This window comes from Afipia sp. GAS231, assembly GCF_900103365.1.
Lineage (GTDB): Bacteria > Pseudomonadota > Alphaproteobacteria > Rhizobiales > Xanthobacteraceae > Bradyrhizobium.
Map to the genome: position 1 here is coordinate 3,964,507 of NZ_LT629703.1, position 15,684 is coordinate 3,980,190.

Below are 15,684 nucleotides of genomic sequence, written 5' to 3' on the forward strand. Positions count from 1 at the left end.
ACCGCGTGCGTTCGTCCGACAACGCAGGTGCGATCACGGCCGCGTCTGCCCGGTGCCGTGAACGCGATACTTGAAGCTGGTCAGTTGCTCGGCGCCAACCGGGCCGCGAGCGTGGAATTTGCCGGTGGCAATGCCGATCTCGGCGCCGAAGCCGAACTCGCCGCCATCGGCGAACTGCGTCGAGGCGTTGTGCAGCACGATCGCGGAATCGACCTCGTTGAGGAATTTCTGCGCCGCCTGCGCGTCTTCGGTCACGATCGCATCGGTATGGTGCGAGCCGTGATTGGCAATATGCGCGAGCGCGTCATCGAGCCCGTCGACCACGCGTGCCGCGATGATCGCGTCCTCATATTCGGTGTCCCAGTCCTCGTCGGAAGCGGGTTTCACGCGGGCGTCGACGCGCTGCACGGCATCGTCGCCGCGGACTTCGCAGCCGGCATCGATCAGCATCGCGACCAGCGGTTTCAGCGTTGTCGCAGCGGCCGCGCGCTCGACCAGCAAGGTCTCGGCGGCGCCGCAGACGCCGGGGCGGCGCATCTTGGCGTTCAGGACGATCTTCTTGGCCATGTCGAGATTGGCGGAGTGATCGACATAGACGTGGTTGACGCCTTCGAGATGCGCGAACACCGGCACGCGCGCCTCGGCCTCGACGCGCGCGACCAGGCTCTTGCCGCCGCGCGGCACGATCACGTCGACGCCGCCGTTCAGTCCAGTCAGCAGCAGGCCGACGGCGGCGCGATCGCGCGTCGGCACCAGCGTGATCGCGGCTTCGGGCAGGCCGGCTTCGCGCAGGCCCTGCACCAGGCAATCATGGATGGCGCGGCAGGAACGGAAACTGTCGGAGCCGCCGCGCAGGATCACGGCGTTGCCGGATTTCAAACACAGCACGCCGGCGTCGGCGGCGACGTTGGGACGGCTTTCGAAAATCACGGCAATGACGCCGAGCGGCACCCGCACGCGTTCGATGGTCATGCCGTTCGGGCGCTGCCAGCTCTCGGTGACGGTGCCGATCGGATCGGCAATGCCGCGCACGGTGACGACACCATCGGCCATCGCCTCGATGCGCGCTGGTGTCAGCGTCAGGCGGTCGATGAAGGCCGACGTCGCGCCGCCGGCGCGAACTTCAGCCACGTCCTCGGCATTGGCGGCGAGGATCGCCGGCGCGTTGCTGCGGATGGCGCGCTCCATCGCCTCAAGCGCCTTGTTCTTCTGCTCGGGCGAGGCAAGCGCCAGCACCCGCGCGGCAGCTCGGGCGCGGCCGGCGAGTTCGGTCATCAAAGCGGGCAGATCGGCGTTGCCGTCGATCGCCTTCAGCGGCGCGGTCATCCAGGGGGTCTCGGGCTTTCGTTAAGGCCATGTTCTAGCATGGAAATTGAGACCTTGGCGAGGTCCGGAACCGGCATGGCAGCCGGGCCGCCCGGGGTGACGGCGGCAGCCAGGCTCGGACGGCACCGAGGTCCGCTGTCTCTGGAAACCGATCATTAACCATACGAGCCCATGATTTGAGCGGAATTCGGGTGGGCAAGCGCGCGGGAGCCATTGCTGGTTTGTCACCGCGATGGCTCTTTTGTCTTGCTGACCGGCGATGGGACGAATCTCGCGACTGGGCTGAGATGTAGGGAACTCAGGTGACCGAAGCATCGGACAAGGAAACGCAAGCGGACACGCAGCCCGAGGCGGCACCGCAGGTGGCCTCAAGCCGGGTACCGGTGATCGCGGTGTCCCTGGTCGCCCTGGCCGTCCTCATCGGTGCCGCCACCGCCAATTTCTTGCCGGGTTTCAATCGGTCAGTCTTGCCGGACTTCAGCCGCTTCGCCCCACCGAGGGCCAATCGCGTCGCTGCACTTCCGCCGCCTAGCCCGGCTCCGGTCCTCGTACCGGATCCCGTTGTCAGGGCGGGACTGAGGGACATTCAGTCGTCGGAGCAGCAAAACGCCGATGCGTTGCAGCGAAACGCCGATGCGTTGGCGTCGCTCACGCAGAGCGCCGCAACCCAACAGGCGGATTTGAAAAGAATAACCCGTCAACTCGCCGTGCTGACGGCGCAGGTGAACTCTTTGCAGAATCCGATGACGCCGCCGCTGACAACTTCCAGCATCGGCGGCCCGTTGACGACATCCAGCATCCCGCGTCCAAATCCTCGCACGCGGGTCGTCCACGCGTCGCGCAAAGTACCCCCTCCGGTTCTTGCTACAGCTCCTCCTGCAACTCTTCCTGCAACTCTTCCTGCAAGTCTTCCTGCACTTCCCAAGCCAGCCGGCCCTGTTTCGGTAGGGGGCGCTCCGCTGAGTCCTGCGCCGCCGCCTGGCTCGGGCGCAGGCTAGCTCTTCCTGGCACCAACCGGACCTCCAGCGATGTCCGCTATCCCGTCGCTAACGTGGGCAGACCGGACATGGCGCAGAGCGCCGGTTTCAGTTGAGAATGACCCGATTCGGAAGTCGCACTGTAGCAGGTTTGCAGTTCATGTGGCTCTGACTAGTCTTTCGGGAAGAGCTGTCCGGGAGAGCCTGAGTGGTAAGTAATATCAGCCCGCGTCTCGAAGCGCGCGTTCGCCGCGACTACCCACCTCAAGCTACAGAGGAAATAATTGCCTTTCTGCGCACCGTATCAGACGATCACGCCACTTCACGCCAAGACCCAGAGCGACTGCAAGCGGCCGCATTCATTCTACTTGAGGGAGACGTGAGCCGTATTCCGCGTGTTAAGACGATCCTCGTGCGGGACTGGCGGGATAGTCTCGTGTGGGCGGGGTTAGGTCAGCCGGATTGGCCTGATCGTTTGAACGAGATGCTAGGCACTCTTCGCTAAACCCGCGGCCTCAATCGCGGCATCTTTTCGCGTGGCACCTTTCGGACCCGTGGCCGACGGTCCGGCATGTCCGCCGCCTCTGGCAAAAGCGGAGCGGCGCCAAGAATTTTAACGGCCGTAGTGAACAATTCACGATTTCTCCGCAACGATCCCAAGGCTTGGCACGGGCACGCCTCTCTCGTGGCGGATCGGTTGCTGTTCAAGCTTTAACACCACAAGACCGGCTGCCTCGAGCGACGCGCGCACATAAGAAGCACTATGAGCGTAGCGCTTGCCCTCGCCCATAATAAAACCGTCGCCGTCGTGCCTCTCCAGAGTGAAAGCCAAAAGGCCGCCGGAAGCCAGAACGCGGCTCGCTTCCTTCAGAACCGGAAAGAGATCGGCGACATAGACCATCGCGTCGGCGGAGAGGACGAGCTCTGCGTCGGAGTCAGGCGTCGTACGCAGACCCTCCAGCATATCGGTCACTTTAAGCTGGGCATAGAGACCCGTGGCGCGTGCCTTTTCGATCATAGCCGGCGAAAGGTCGATGCCGATGAATTGATCGACTATTTTAGCAAAGGCGACCGCCGCCAGTCCTGTACCGCAACCGAGATCGATCGCGTGTTTGAAATTGGCCGGCCTCTGACGCGCTTGGCACGCGGACCGCACCGCCTCAAACAACACCGAGGGTCCGCGATATCCAAGACTCTCCACCAGAGCGGTGTCGAATGTAGCCGCATATTGATCGAACAGCGAACGCACATAGGCAGGTGGCATTTCGGACAATTCGTCAGCGCCCAGCCGCATCAGTTCGACGCTCGCACCGAACGGATCGGAAGGATCTATTTCACGCGCCCGGCGTAAGGCCTTGATCGCGCCGTCACGATCCCCGAGTTGCTCAAGCACTTTTCCAAGCAACCGCCAGACAGACACGCGGTCCGGCTCCAACTCAGATGCCCGCCGATAGCTAGCCGCTGCCTCTGCAGTCCTACCGAGATTGCGCAGGCAATCACCTTTGACACAGAGAGCTTCAACCTGATCCGGGGAAATGGCCAGCGAAAGATCGCACTTGGCGAGCGCCTCCTCATACCGGCCTAATTCGAGCAAGACGCCGCCGCTCAGAGCTGATGCCTCCGCATTGTTGGGATCGAGCGTAAAAGCATGCTCATACGTCAGCAATACTTCATCGTATCGACGCTGTATTCGCAGCAGGTTTCCTAATTTGATCCAACCCGCGGCCCGATTTGGAGCCAGCTTGATCGCGATATCGAAGCTTTTCCTGGCGTCATCCAACTTGTTCTGGTCTCGAAGCAGCTCCCCGAGATTCAAGAAATATTCGTGATTGTTCGGGTTGCATCTGATTGCCGAGGCGACCAGATCGACGGCCAAATCCAGCCTGTTGGTCTGCCAGTGAACCAAACCAAGAAGATGGAGCGAATCCGCGTGCTTCGGATCAAGCGTTAATGCCTGCCGACAGCGGTCTTCGGCCGGCCCATATCGTTTGGACAAAAAGTGGCGCGCGGCGGCGTCGTACAGATCGGTCGGAGAGCGCCTTGTTCTGCTCTGCTCATGGCTTTTGAAACGAGGTCGAAGCCGGCCCATTGTAGGCGTCCTTTGGAATTGAGATCGACCAACGTATCGTTGTCGCAAAGACCCGAATCAATTCCATGATAAACCCAACTCCTAACGAAGAGATAACTCTCGAAGTCATTGCGCGAGGAGTATTTGATCCAGCCGGGTGGCAGAAGTATCATCGAGTTCTTCGGAAAGCTGGGCTTTCCGAAGATAACAGGCCATTTCAGAAAAGGGACGTCCGCTCTTGGGGGCGCACCAAAGCGGACGTCCGCCGTTCGCTCCAGGTTTATCGGTTCACGCCGTAGATTCCCTTGGCGTGCCGTGAGCGGCCTCACTGCAAACCGATTTGCGCAGTTTTCCGTCGGCAACGACATCGTCTTCTACTGAGCCTTGCCCGACGGTGTCGAAGTCGTCCGTGTGATGAGCGGTCGGCAAGACATCGATGCCTGTCGTGTGAGGCTTACGCCAAATCGGTCGTCCGCGGCCCGCCCACCACCAGATCGTCGCGGTGGATCATCTCGGCCCGGCCGCTGATGCCCAGGATCACCATCACGTCAGGCGAAGAGCGGCCTTTGATCTTCTCGGCGTCGTCGGCGTCATAGGCGACGAGGCCGCGGCCGATTTCGTGCGTATCAGGGCCGCGCACCACCACGGCGTCGCCGCGGGCGAACTGGCCGTCGATCCGGATCACGCCGGCCGGCAGCAGGCTCTTGCCGGCGCGGAGCGCCGCGACCGCGCCGGCGTCGATGGTCAGCGTGCCCTTGGGCTCCAGCGAGCCTGCGATCCAGCGTTTTCGCGCGGTGACGGGATTGGCGGGGGTCAGGAACCAGGTGCAGCGGCCGCCGTCGGCGATCGCCTGCAGCGGATGCTCGATCTTGCCGGACGCGATCAGCATATGCGTGCCGGCGGTGGTCGCGATCTTGGCGGCTTCGATCTTGGTGTACATGCCGCCGCGCGACAGTTCGGATTCCGCCGCACCCGCCATCGCCTCGATTTCCGAGGTGACGGATTCCACGATCGGAATCAGCTTTGCATTCGGATTGGCGCCGGGCGGCGCGTCATAGAGGCCGTCGATGTCGGACAGCAGCACCAGCAAATCGGCGCTCGCCATGGTGGCGACGCGCGCGGCGAGGCGGTCGTTGTCGCCGTAGCGGATTTCGTTGGTGGCGACGGTGTCGTTCTCGTTGATCACGGGCACCGCGCGCCATTCCAGCAGCTTGCCAATGGTCGAGCGCGCGTTGAGATAGCGGCGGCGCTCCTCGGTGTCCTGCAAGGTCACCAGAATCTGTCCGGCGCCGATGCCGTGCGCGCCAAGCACCTCCGACCAGATCCGCGCCAGCGCGATCTGTCCCACCGCGGCGGCGCCCTGGCTTTCCTCGAGCTTGAGCGGACCGCGCGGCAGCTTCAGCTTGCTGCGGCCAAGCGCGATCGAGCCCGATGAGACCACCAGCACGTCGCGGCCTTCGCCATGCAGCTTCGCGATATCGGCCGCCAGCGCCGACAACCACGCCGCGCGGACTTCGCCCTTCGCCGAGTCGATCAGCAGCGACGAGCCGACCTTGACGACGATGCGGCGGAAGTTTTTGAGCGCTGGGCGTTTCATGGGCTTGGTTGCGTGATGCGGAGTATTGGGAAGCAATACGCGCCGGCTTCGTGATTTGGAAGTGGCGCAGCCAAGGAAGTCGCGGCTGATATCAGCCTTGATATCAGTCCTGCGGGTTCGTCGGCGCCCACGGCTCGGCCTGCTGGACGCCGCCCTTGGCCTTCAGTGAGACCGGCGCTTCGCCGATCACCTCGACCAGCGCCTTGAGCGCTTCGGGCACGCCTTCGCCGGTCACGGCCGAGACCAGCAGCGGCGTCTTTTTCGCGGCGCGTTTCAGCCGGTCCTTCTGTTTCTTCAGCTCATCCGGCGCCACCGCGTCGATCTTGTTCAGCGCCACGATCTCGATCTTGTTGGCGAGATCGCCTTCATAGGCGTCGAGCTCGGTGCGAACCGTCTTGTAGGCCTTGCCGGCGTGTTCGCAGGTGGCGTCGATCAAATGCAGCAGCACCCGGCAACGCTCGACATGGCCGAGAAAGCGATCGCCGAGGCCGGCGCCTTCATGCGCGCCCTCGATCAGACCCGGAATATCGGCCAGCACGAATTCGCGGCCCTGCGCGTTCACGACGCCGAGCTGCGGATGCAGCGTGGTGAAGGGATAGTCGGCGATCTTCGGCTTGGCGGCGCTGACAACCGAGAGGAAGGTCGATTTACCGGCGTTGGGCAGGCCGACCAGGCCGGCGTCTGCGATCAGCTTCAGCCGTAACCAGATCCAGCGCTCTTCGCCTTCCTGGCCCGGATTGGCGTTGCGCGGCGCGCGGTTGGTTGAGGATTTGAAATGCGCGTTGCCGAAGCCGCCATTGCCGCCTTCGGCCAGCACGAACTTTTCGCCGAGCGTGGTGAAGTCGTGGATCAGCGTTTCGCGATCCTCGTCGATGATCTGCGTGCCGACCGGCACTTTCAGCACGATCGATTTGCCGTTGGCCCCATGGCGGTCGCTGCCCATGCCATTGACGCCCTTCTGCGCCTTGAAGTGCTGCTGATAGCGATAGTCGATCAGTGTGTTGAGCCCGTCGACCACTTCGATCACGACATCGCCGCCGCGGCCGCCATTGCCGCCGGACGGGCCGCCGAACTCGATGAACTTTTCGCGGCGAAACGCCACGCAGCCGTTTCCGCCGTCGCCGGAGCGGATATAGACCTTGGCTTCATCGAGGAATTTCATGGGTCACCATAGCGTTTTCGAGCGAAAAGCGCAGCGTTCGCGTCAAGAAAGCGCGTTAAAACATCAATCTGGAACTGGGGTGCTGTGCTGGCGTCTTACGTAAGCCACGGCAGCCAAAGCGGCAACCCTCAAGGCCCGCAACTTTGGCGAAAAGCCTTAATTTTCGGGCCGTTTTGCGGTTTTTGGCGATATTGGGCCTGCTTTTACGGCGATTTCTCCCACGCCGTCATCGCCTCGTTGAAGACGCCCTCGCCGTGAAACCCCTTCTCGGCAACGAAGATGCCGCGATGCTGACTGGCGTAGACGATGGGGACGTCGAACCATCCGGGTTTGAAGTTTTGCTTGGCTTTAGTCGGGAGACGGATTTGGCAGATGAAGCTGCCCAAGCCATTCACCGGCCTATGAGGAGGGCTAGCCGAGAAGGCTTGGGTTTGGAGGTTGCCAAGAGTATTCGCTGGCTTCTTTGAGCACTTGCAGTCCGATATGTGACGCAGCGTGTAAAAAGCGCCATCTAAGCTCTATGCCGGGGAATTTATCGTAATATTCTCTTGCCTCTTTCGGCGTTTCATCAACGGTTGGTGGCCCGTAGTAAGTTATTAGCTTGCAAAGTTTTGCGATTTCGCCGTGCCCGAATGAACGTCCAGCATAGTGTGCAAACTGATTGCGAATCTTTCGTATGTACCCAAGCTCTGATTTTGTACGCGGTCCGTAAAGACCAAGCGAAAATCCTAGCTCAATCTTAGAGGCGAAATTCGCAAAGAATGCTTCTCCGCCGAAAAGCGCCTCACGGTGAGTATTTGACATAGGAATTAGACGTAACAGGATGGCATCCTCAATAGAGGATTCGAGCATGGTTGCCGCAACGATGCCTGCCGATCTATCGGGTTCGTTTTGGATTTCTTCAATGCCTACTTTGAAGTCTTCGGCAGTCATGCGGGCCATATGGAGCATTCCTGAGTGGCGATGGGAAAAAGTCTGACGACTACTACCAGAAAGAGGCCTAGGGGCGCATTGAGGCTGCGCTTAATGGCGCAACAAGTGCGCCTGAGTATTTGGAAGGCCCTCGCTGGGGCCAGTGTTTTCCGTCGCCCTGTCTACACTATGATGTCGCCCTTCGGCGGATCAAAAACTTCTGCGTCCCCTCCAGCACCAGCTCCTTGCGCTGGTTGAACACGGTCGAGCGCAGCGTCACCACGCCGGTCGTGCGGCCACCCACCAGCTCGATCACTTCGAGCGCGGGATAGATGGTGTCGCCGGCATAGACCGGCTTTAAGAACTTGCTCGACTGTTCGAGAAAGCCGACCAGCGATTCCTCGACGATATAGGGAAACAGCCCGGCGCCCGGCGCGGTGTGAACCAGGGTCTGGAAACCATGCGCGAGCAGGTCCGGCATGCCGCGGGCGCGGCAATATTCGACATCGTAATGGATCGGATGGGTATCGCCGCTGGCGGTCTGGAACGCGGCGAACACCGCCGAGGTCTGGGTCCGGCTCGGAATCACGAAGCGCTCGCCGAGGACAAAGTCTTCGAACCAGCGCTGTTCGCTCACCATGCGATGCTGGGCGGGATCGAAGTCGGTCATGGCGGTTTCCTCTCGGCGTTTCCTGGCATTGGGTCTATCGGTATCGCAGCGCCGCGCCTGCGACAATTGGCTCAATTCGACTGGTTCTCGCGCGCCCCATTCTACTTTGCATGGGGTTGTTTTCGCGATTTTGTGTCCGGGCCCCCGCGGTGTGCCGCTCTGGACATCGCGGGCGTCTCCGTCTTTAAGGCTTCGCATGAGTCTGTTCGCCAAACTATCGACCTACGACGAGCGTTCCGCGCGGCTGGCCGGCATCGGCCTGATGCTGCTGTCGATCTTCATGTTCTCGTTCGGCGATGCACTCGGCAAGTTCATGGTCGCGACCTATTCGGTCGGGCAGTTGCTGTGGCTGCGCGCCTGTGCGGCGCTATTGGTGCTGTTGCCGATGATGTGGAAGCAGCGCGCCGAATTCGGCCGCCTCGAACGGCCGTGGCTGCAACTGCTCCGCGTCACGCTGTCCACGCTCGAGGTTGCCGCGTTCTTTCTCGCGACCGTCTATCTGCCGCTCGCCGACGTCATCACCTACTACCTGGCGTCGCCGATTTTCGTCACCGCGCTGTCGGGGATCGTGCTCGGCGAGCACGTCGGCTGGCGGCGCTGGACGGCGATCCTGGTCGGGTTTTGCGGCGTGCTGATTGCGATGCGTCCCTCGGCGCAGACGGTGAGCTGGCCGGCGATGATCGCGCTCGGCGGCAGCATCTCGTTCGCCTTCCTGATGCTGATCACGCGCTCGCTGCGGGCGACGCCGGATATCGTGCTGGCGTCGTCGCAATTCGGCGGCACCTTCCTGCTCGGTGCGCTGCTGTCGCCGATCGGCTGGGTGACGCCGTCGCTCGGCAGCCTCGGCCTGTTCGCCACCGCCGGGCTGATTTCGGTGGCCGCGCTATTATGCGTCAACCGTTCGCTGAAACTGGCGCCGGCCAGCGTCGTGGTGCCCTATCAATATTCGATGATCGTCTGGGCGGTGATCTTCGGTTTCGTGGTGTGGGGCGACGTGCCGTCACGCGCCACGCTGATCGGCGCCGCGATCATCATCGGCGCCGGGCTCTACATCTTCCTGCGCGAGCAGAAGCTCGGGCGGCAGGAAGCGGTGGTCAATCCGCCGGCGTAATTGTCGTCCCGGCCCCCGTGCGCAATTGCGCACCAGGCCGGGACGACAAGGAAAAAGTTACCGCTCTTTCCGCGTCGAGCTTCCCCAGTTTTTCAGCGACGACCATACGCTGCGCGACAGCCGGAAGCAGTCGACCGGGGTCGAGGATCCCAGCGCCTCGAAGCGGTGCAGCTCGACGCCGCTCCACTGAAAGCCGCACTTCTCCAGGATGTTGCGCGAGGACGGGTTGGCGACCCGTGCGCCCGAGACCAGGTGCTCGGCGTCGAACTCCTCGAAGAAGAAATCGATGACCGCGCGTGCGGCTTCGGTGCCGAAACCGCGGCCCCAATGCTCGACACCGAGCCAATAGCCGAGTTCCGGCGCGCTTTGTTCGCGCCAGTCGATGCCGACCATGCCGATCGGCGAATGCGTGTGCTCGATCAGGAACACGGTCTCGCGCCGGTCCGCCGCCATCGCGCGCACGAATTCGACGGCATGATCCTGCAAATAGGGGTGCGGCAGCCGGCGGCTGTTTTCGGCAATGCGGCGATCATTGGCGAGATACGCGATCGCTTTTACGTCCGCGAGGGTGGGCCGGCGCAACGCCAGCCGTTCGGTCTCGAGGACGCAGCTACCTGCCTCACGCAAGGCCGGGGTGGGGATGTCCTGCAACATTGGAGGGCTCCTTGAAGGCAGCTCTTGGGTTATTGCCCATGTCCTGGCGGCACACGCGCAATAAAAAAGGGAGGCCGGTTTCCCGCCTCCCCTTGGAGCCCTCTTCGACTCCGCCGGTTCAACAGGACCCGGCGGACTCGATTGTGTCCACCGTCTATTCGGCCGCCTCCGCCATCGGAACCACCGATACGAACGTGCGACCATTACCTTTTGCGCGAAACTCGACGTGGCCTTCGACCTTGGCGAAGAGAGTATGGTCAGTGCCCATGCCGACATTAAGGCCGGGATGCCAGGTGGTGCCGCGCTGACGCGCAATGATGTTGCCGGGAATCACGCGCTCGCCGCCATAGGCCTTGATGCCAAGGCGCTTGCCCGCTGAATCGCGTCCGTTCCGCGATGAACCGCCTGCTTTTTTGTGAGCCATGGCCCGTCTCCGACTTCGCCTTGAGTTCTAGATCAATTCCTTGACGGAATCATTTCACTTTTTATCACGCTTCAATTTCTCGAAGCGCTTCGATCACTTTTTCGCGGCGGCCTTCTTGGCCGGAGCCTTCTTTGCAACCGCCTTCTTGGCCACGGCCTTTTTGGCGGGCGCCTTCTTCTTCGGTGCCTCGTCGCCGTCGCTCTCGGGGGCGGGAGCGGCAACCTTTTCCCGCTTCGGCCGCGGGCCGATCGAGGGCTTGGCGTTGTCGGTCAGGATCTCGGTGATGCGAAGCACCGTGATCTCGTCGCGATAGCCGCGCTTGCGGCGTGAATTCTTGCGGCGGCGCTTCTTGAACGCGATCACCTTCGGGCCGCGCTTGTGGTCCAGCACTTCTGCCGCGACCGAAGCACCAGCAACCGTCGGCAAACCCAGCACCGGCGTGTCACCGCCGACCACCAGAACTTCGCCAAGCTGCACGATCGTACCGACATCGCCGGCGATCTTGCCTACCTCGAGCACATCATCCGGAACGACGCGGTATTGCCGGCCGCCGGTTTTGATGACTGCGAACATCGTTTTATTCCTTCGTGTTCGATCCCGGCCTCGGACGTCCCCATAGAGGGTTTGCCCGGGTCGGCTTTTTGGTCAGTCGTTATGGGTACGATTTTCGCGCGGGTCGGGGGCGAACCCCTCAAAATCGCGCAAAAACAAGCGGCGCGAGAAATCCCGCGCCGGATGCGGGGACTTATAGCCGCTGAAAGCCATGAGTCAAGGAAAAGGCGGCCCAAAACCGCCCCAAAATGAGGGATTCGGGGCCGAAAGGGCGGATGGCGAGTAGCGAATGGCGAACAGGGGTAGGGCGGGCCGCCATTCGCTACCCGCCACTCCCCATTCGCCCCAGTGAAACCAAAGGGTTCCCCGACCGTTGTCCTGCCGAAATCCGGCAGGCAGGGGCACTATGGCAGAAGATGCGGTCACGACCACGGGCATCGCCCGTCACGGCGCCACCCGGCTGCCGTCGGTGGAGGTCGACAGCTTCAATATCGAGTTGAAGGACGACGACGGCTTTCTCGGCGACCGCGCCAGCAAGGGCGCGTTTCGCGAGATACTCGACACGTTGCGCAAGCCGCTGAAGAAAAACGGCGACGATCCCTTGGGGAAGAAATCCGCCGAGGAGATCGCCAAGAGCGAACTCGACGCGGCGCTGGTCGGCGACGATATCCATGCTTCGGCATTGGTGCATGGCGCGATCGAGGAATTCGCGCAGGAACTGGCGCATGTCACCGGGAAATTTCTCAAGACCAAGGCCTGGGCCGATACCGAGCGCATCGTGGTCGGCGGCGGTTTTCGGCAGAGCCGGGTCGGCGAACTCGCCATCGCCCGCACCGACATCATCCTCAAGGCCGAGGACTTCAAGGTCGACCTGGTGCCGATCCGTTTTCATCCCGACGATGCCGGCCTGATCGGGACGCTGCATCTGGCGCCGTCCTGGATTTTTGAAGCCCATGACAGCATTCTCGCCGTCGACATCGGCGGCACCAACATCCGCTGCGGCGTGGTTGAGACGCGCTGGAAAAAGGCGCCCGATCTTTCCAAGGCCGCGGTGTGGAAGTCCGAACTGTGGCGGCACGCCAACGACGAGCCGACACGCGAGGGCGCGGTGAAGCGGCTGGTCAAGATGCTGAAGGATCTGATCACGGCGTCCGAGAAAGAAGGCCTCAAGCTGGCGCCGTTCATCGGCATCGCCTGTCCCGGCGTCATCAACGAGGACGGTTCGATCGAGAAGGGCGCGCAGAATCTGCCGGGCAACTGGGAGAGCAGCAAATTCAATCTGCCGGCGAGCCTGGTGGAAGCCATCCCCGAGATCGGCGGTCACGACACCGCGGTGCTGATGCACAATGACGGCGTGGCGCAGGGCCTTTCCGAAGTTCCGTTCATGCAGGATGTCGAGCGCTGGGGCGTGCTGACCATCGGCACCGGCCTCGGCAACGCGCGCTTTACCAATCGCCGCAAGGAAAACGGCAATGGCGAGAAGGCGAAGAAGAGCAAGGATTAGGAAAGTGCGCTGTCATTCCGGGGCAATGCGAAACATAGAACTACGAGGTGCAATTGCACCTCTGAGGTTCGCTTCGCGCCCCGGAATGACGGCGACTGTTCCGGTAAGGTTGACCGGTTAGGTTAAAACCGGGTTCGCGTTGCCGTTTCCGCTCCTACCGCTACCGTCATTTCGTCGCTCCCCTCTGGCCGGCGAAGCCGCACTTCCCAGCCAGAATTTCGATGAAGCGGCACGGGGCCGTCAGTGTTTTGTCGCGTCTGGCGGCCCCACCTTTTCCCTGCATTTACAATCGCGCTCAAACCCAGCCGATGCGCGTGAAAAACGCTGCGATCTCGCGCGCCGCGCGATCGGGGTCCTCGCGATGCGGAAAGTGTCCGACGTCGGGAAAGACAGCGAGATCGAGATTTGAAAACGTCTCGCCGAGCCGGTCGGTCCAGGCATAGGGAAACAGCGGATCGTGTTCGGCCCAGCGAACGCAGGTCGGCACATCGATCGGCGCCAGTTGCGGCGCTTCACCCTTCAGCATCCGGATCCGACCCGCGTGGGCTGCGCGATAATAGGCGAAGCCGCCGGCGAGGTTGCCGGGTTTGAGAAAATTATCGACCCAGGTTTCGAGCGCGTCGTCGAAGGCGTGCTTGCGATGGCTCCAGTGTTTCAGAAGATAACCGAAATAGGCGCGGCAACTTTCGCGCGACGCGCCGATCAGAACCGGGGCGATATCGAGCTGGTTGAACGACTGGTACCAGATGTTGTTCAGCCGCTCCGGCTCGGCCATGCGCGGCCCGATGCCGGGATAAAGGAAATCGAAGAAGAACAATCCGGCGATGCGGTCCGGCGCGCTTCGCGCCATCGGCTGCATCAGCCCGCCGCCGACGTCATGGCCGACCACGCCCGCCTGCTTGAGGTCGAGCGCGTCCATCAGCGCCAGCATGTCGGCGGCATGCTGGTCCGGGCCATGCGGGGCGTCCGGCTTGTCGCTGTCGCCGAAACCGCGCAGGTCCGGGGCGTACAGCGTGAAGCGATCGGCCAGCCGCGTCATGACAGGCTCCCAGCTCAGCCAGAATTCCGGCCATCCGTGCAGCAATAACAGCGGCTGCCCGGCCCCGATCCGGGCGACATGGAATGCCGCATGGTTGGCCTGAACCGTCAAATGCTCCATTTCCGGCTCCTTTTTGGGGACTCAGGCCCCTTCGGAATTGTTGGCGCCGCGCCTTGTCTGGCCCGCCATCCTCGCCTAGAACTCGCCCCGACCGCGGGTGAGGAATCACCCCAATTGGCGCCTGGAGAGGTGGCAGAGTGGTCGAATGCACCGCACTCGAAATGCGGCATAGGTGCAAGCCTATCGGGGGTTCGAATCCCTCCCTCTCCGCCAGCTTCCTTCGCAAGCCTTAAGCCGCGACGCGGCCGCCACCATCAGGAAGCTTTGCTCACCCCAACCCCGTCTGCCAGCGATGTCTGGTCTTTTTGTTTTGCCTGTTCGGCGTAGGCGGCGAGCGCGCGTTGGCTGGCGACGGAGTTGGCCGCGGTGGATCCTGAATCCGCCGAGCCTCCCAGGCCGCTGAAATGGTCGACGAGTTCTTCCATCGCCTTTTCCATTTGGTTCATGGCGGCGAGGCCGCCGTCGGCTTCAGCGCTCGCCGAAGAGTGGCGTATTTCAACCGAGATTCCGTTGGGGAGGTCGACATGCATCATGTCGATCGCCTGTGTCCCCTGCAGATCGCTGTTGGACCCGGTGTTCTTTGAACCATCGCTCGCCGCGTTCGGCTGCGTTCCGTCATCAGTGCCTTTGGAGGTCGTCGCATAGGAGCTCAGATTGCTGACCAGATCCTCCAGCGACGAAAGCATCTGTGCGTCAAAGCCACTGCTGCCGCCGCCGAAGTGGGCCATGCCGACCGACATGCCGTTCGGCAGCGACACCATGATCGAGTCGGTCACCGATGACGCGATCTTGCCCAAAAACGGAGACGTCGGCGCGCCGGTCTGATCGGAGGAGTTTGCAGTTTGATCGGGGGAATTTGGTGACGCCGTTTGAGCGCTGTCGTCACGTCGGTTCAGTATCGGGGTCCAGCTACGCGGAATATTCGGTCCGGCAACGCCACTCACACTCATCGCAAACCTCTTCGGTACTCTTGGTACCTACGAGAAAGCAAACGGCGTGCCGGGATAATTTGAAACCGGGCTTGCGCAAATGATGCGGGTTTTCTGGCAATCGCTTCGTCATCCATCTCGATGACGCGCCGGGAGGCGCGGCAAAGATTGCCGCGCCCGGCAAAATGTTTCCAGTTATTGCTGCGAGGCGGTCGCGGTCAGCCCGGGAATTTGTCGCCGAACATCGGCAGACCGCTGAGCGATTGCTCCCGCGTGGCCTCGTCCTGGATGACATCCCAGTGCTCCGCAAGCACATCATTCTCCATGCGCACGATATCAGCGACGACCCACGCCGCCGGCAGGCCGTGACCGCTGAACCGCCCGTGCAGAATGACGAAGTCACCGGTCGCGGCTGCGATGTGGTTCTCATAGCGCAGCGTCGCGGGCAAAGACTTGACCAGGTCGAACAGCCCTTCGCGGCCGGGCGCAATATGTGCGCTGTGCTGGATGTAACGCGGAGACCACAAACGCTCGGCGGCAGCGTAGTCGCGCTTGTTGAAAAGCGTATCGAACGCGTTCAGGACGGTTTGAACGAGGCTGTTTTCGTTGCCCGGTTCGGATGAGGCGGCCATGGCATTT

Annotated in this window: 16 protein-coding genes and 1 tRNA gene; 3 read left to right on the forward strand and 14 right to left on the reverse strand. The window is 62.1% G+C overall.

The window, feature by feature from the left end:
* Window positions 1-33 precede the first annotated feature (33 nt).
* The 8 genes from BLS26_RS18745 to BLS26_RS18770 all read right to left on the reverse strand — a co-directional run bounded on the left by BLS26_RS18745 (window position 34) and on the right by BLS26_RS18770 (window position 8,712).
* Window positions 34-1,326, reverse strand: coding sequence for a glutamate-5-semialdehyde dehydrogenase (locus BLS26_RS18745; protein ID WP_092513542.1), 1,293 nt, complete (start codon window positions 1,324-1,326; stop codon window positions 34-36).
* An 864-nt stretch (window positions 1,327-2,190) separates the two neighbouring features.
* Window positions 2,191-2,337, reverse strand: a complete 147-nt coding sequence (locus tag BLS26_RS35805; protein ID WP_157676489.1) for a hypothetical protein — start codon at window positions 2,335-2,337, stop codon at window positions 2,191-2,193.
* Window positions 2,338-2,937: 600 nt separating this feature from the next.
* Complete coding sequence (locus tag BLS26_RS18750; protein WP_092513544.1) at window positions 2,938-4,392, reverse strand: tetratricopeptide repeat protein; 1,455 nt, start codon at window positions 4,390-4,392, stop codon at window positions 2,938-2,940.
* A gap of 433 nt (window positions 4,393-4,825) precedes the next feature.
* Window positions 4,826-5,968 carry a glutamate 5-kinase gene (proB, locus tag BLS26_RS18755; protein ID WP_092513546.1) on the reverse strand — a complete coding sequence of 381 codons (1,143 nt, stop codon included), beginning with the start codon at window positions 5,966-5,968 and terminating at the stop codon, window positions 4,826-4,828.
* A 103-nt stretch (window positions 5,969-6,071) separates the two neighbouring features.
* Window positions 6,072-7,130 carry a GTPase ObgE gene (obgE, locus tag BLS26_RS18760; RefSeq protein ID WP_092513548.1) on the reverse strand — a complete coding sequence of 353 codons (1,059 nt, stop codon included), beginning with the start codon at window positions 7,128-7,130 and terminating at the stop codon, window positions 6,072-6,074.
* A gap of 203 nt (window positions 7,131-7,333) precedes the next feature.
* A complete protein-coding gene (locus BLS26_RS18765; RefSeq protein WP_092513550.1) occupies window positions 7,334-7,516 on the reverse strand; it encodes a hypothetical protein in 183 nt (60 codons plus the stop codon).
* Between the two features lie 25 nt (window positions 7,517-7,541).
* Window positions 7,542-8,072: a hypothetical protein gene (locus tag BLS26_RS35810; protein WP_157676490.1), complete on the reverse strand. Its 531-nt coding sequence runs from the start codon at window positions 8,070-8,072 to the stop codon at window positions 7,542-7,544.
* 157 nt (window positions 8,073-8,229) lie between these two features.
* Window positions 8,230-8,712: a MaoC family dehydratase gene (locus BLS26_RS18770; protein WP_092513552.1), complete on the reverse strand. Its 483-nt coding sequence runs from the start codon at window positions 8,710-8,712 to the stop codon at window positions 8,230-8,232.
* A gap of 196 nt (window positions 8,713-8,908) precedes the next feature.
* On the opposite strand from BLS26_RS18770, the gene BLS26_RS18775 reads away from it, so the two are divergent.
* On the forward strand, window positions 8,909-9,823 hold the full coding sequence (locus tag BLS26_RS18775; protein ID WP_092513554.1) for a DMT family transporter: 915 nt from the start codon (window positions 8,909-8,911) through the stop codon (window positions 9,821-9,823).
* A gap of 57 nt (window positions 9,824-9,880) precedes the next feature.
* Here the strand turns inward: BLS26_RS18775 and BLS26_RS18780 are convergent, their stop codons facing one another.
* The 3 genes from BLS26_RS18780 to rplU form a co-directional block, all read right to left on the reverse strand.
* Window positions 9,881-10,477 (reverse strand): GNAT family N-acetyltransferase, encoded by a 597-nt coding sequence (locus BLS26_RS18780; RefSeq protein WP_092513556.1) that lies wholly within the window; start codon window positions 10,475-10,477, stop codon window positions 9,881-9,883.
* A gap of 154 nt (window positions 10,478-10,631) precedes the next feature.
* A complete protein-coding gene (rpmA, locus tag BLS26_RS18785) occupies window positions 10,632-10,901 on the reverse strand; it encodes a 50S ribosomal protein L27 (RefSeq protein WP_092513558.1) in 270 nt (89 codons plus the stop codon).
* A 93-nt stretch (window positions 10,902-10,994) separates the two neighbouring features.
* The gene (gene rplU, locus BLS26_RS18790; RefSeq protein WP_092513560.1) at window positions 10,995-11,474 is read right to left on the reverse strand and encodes a 50S ribosomal protein L21; all 480 of its coding nucleotides are present in this window, start codon (window positions 11,472-11,474) and stop codon (window positions 10,995-10,997) included.
* Between the two features lie 385 nt (window positions 11,475-11,859).
* On the opposite strand from rplU, the gene BLS26_RS18795 reads away from it, so the two are divergent.
* Window positions 11,860-12,957: an ROK family protein gene (locus BLS26_RS18795; protein WP_092513562.1), complete on the forward strand. Its 1,098-nt coding sequence runs from the start codon at window positions 11,860-11,862 to the stop codon at window positions 12,955-12,957.
* 295 nt (window positions 12,958-13,252) lie between these two features.
* On the opposite strand, the gene BLS26_RS18800 is transcribed toward BLS26_RS18795, so the two are convergent.
* The gene (locus BLS26_RS18800; protein ID WP_092513564.1) at window positions 13,253-14,116 is read right to left on the reverse strand and encodes an alpha/beta fold hydrolase; all 864 of its coding nucleotides are present in this window, start codon (window positions 14,114-14,116) and stop codon (window positions 13,253-13,255) included.
* 123 nt (window positions 14,117-14,239) lie between these two features.
* On the opposite strand from BLS26_RS18800, the gene BLS26_RS18805 reads away from it, so the two are divergent.
* Window positions 14,240-14,329 (forward strand) — tRNA-Ser (locus BLS26_RS18805).
* A 41-nt stretch (window positions 14,330-14,370) separates the two neighbouring features.
* Here the strand turns inward: BLS26_RS18805 and BLS26_RS18810 are convergent.
* Both BLS26_RS18810 and BLS26_RS18815 read right to left on the reverse strand, forming a co-directional pair.
* Window positions 14,371-15,066, reverse strand: coding sequence for a hypothetical protein (locus BLS26_RS18810; protein WP_157676491.1), 696 nt, complete (start codon window positions 15,064-15,066; stop codon window positions 14,371-14,373).
* A gap of 197 nt (window positions 15,067-15,263) precedes the next feature.
* On the reverse strand, window positions 15,264-15,677 hold the full coding sequence (locus BLS26_RS18815) for a nuclear transport factor 2 family protein (RefSeq protein WP_092513568.1): 414 nt from the start codon (window positions 15,675-15,677) through the stop codon (window positions 15,264-15,266).
* Window positions 15,678-15,684 lie beyond the last annotated feature (7 nt).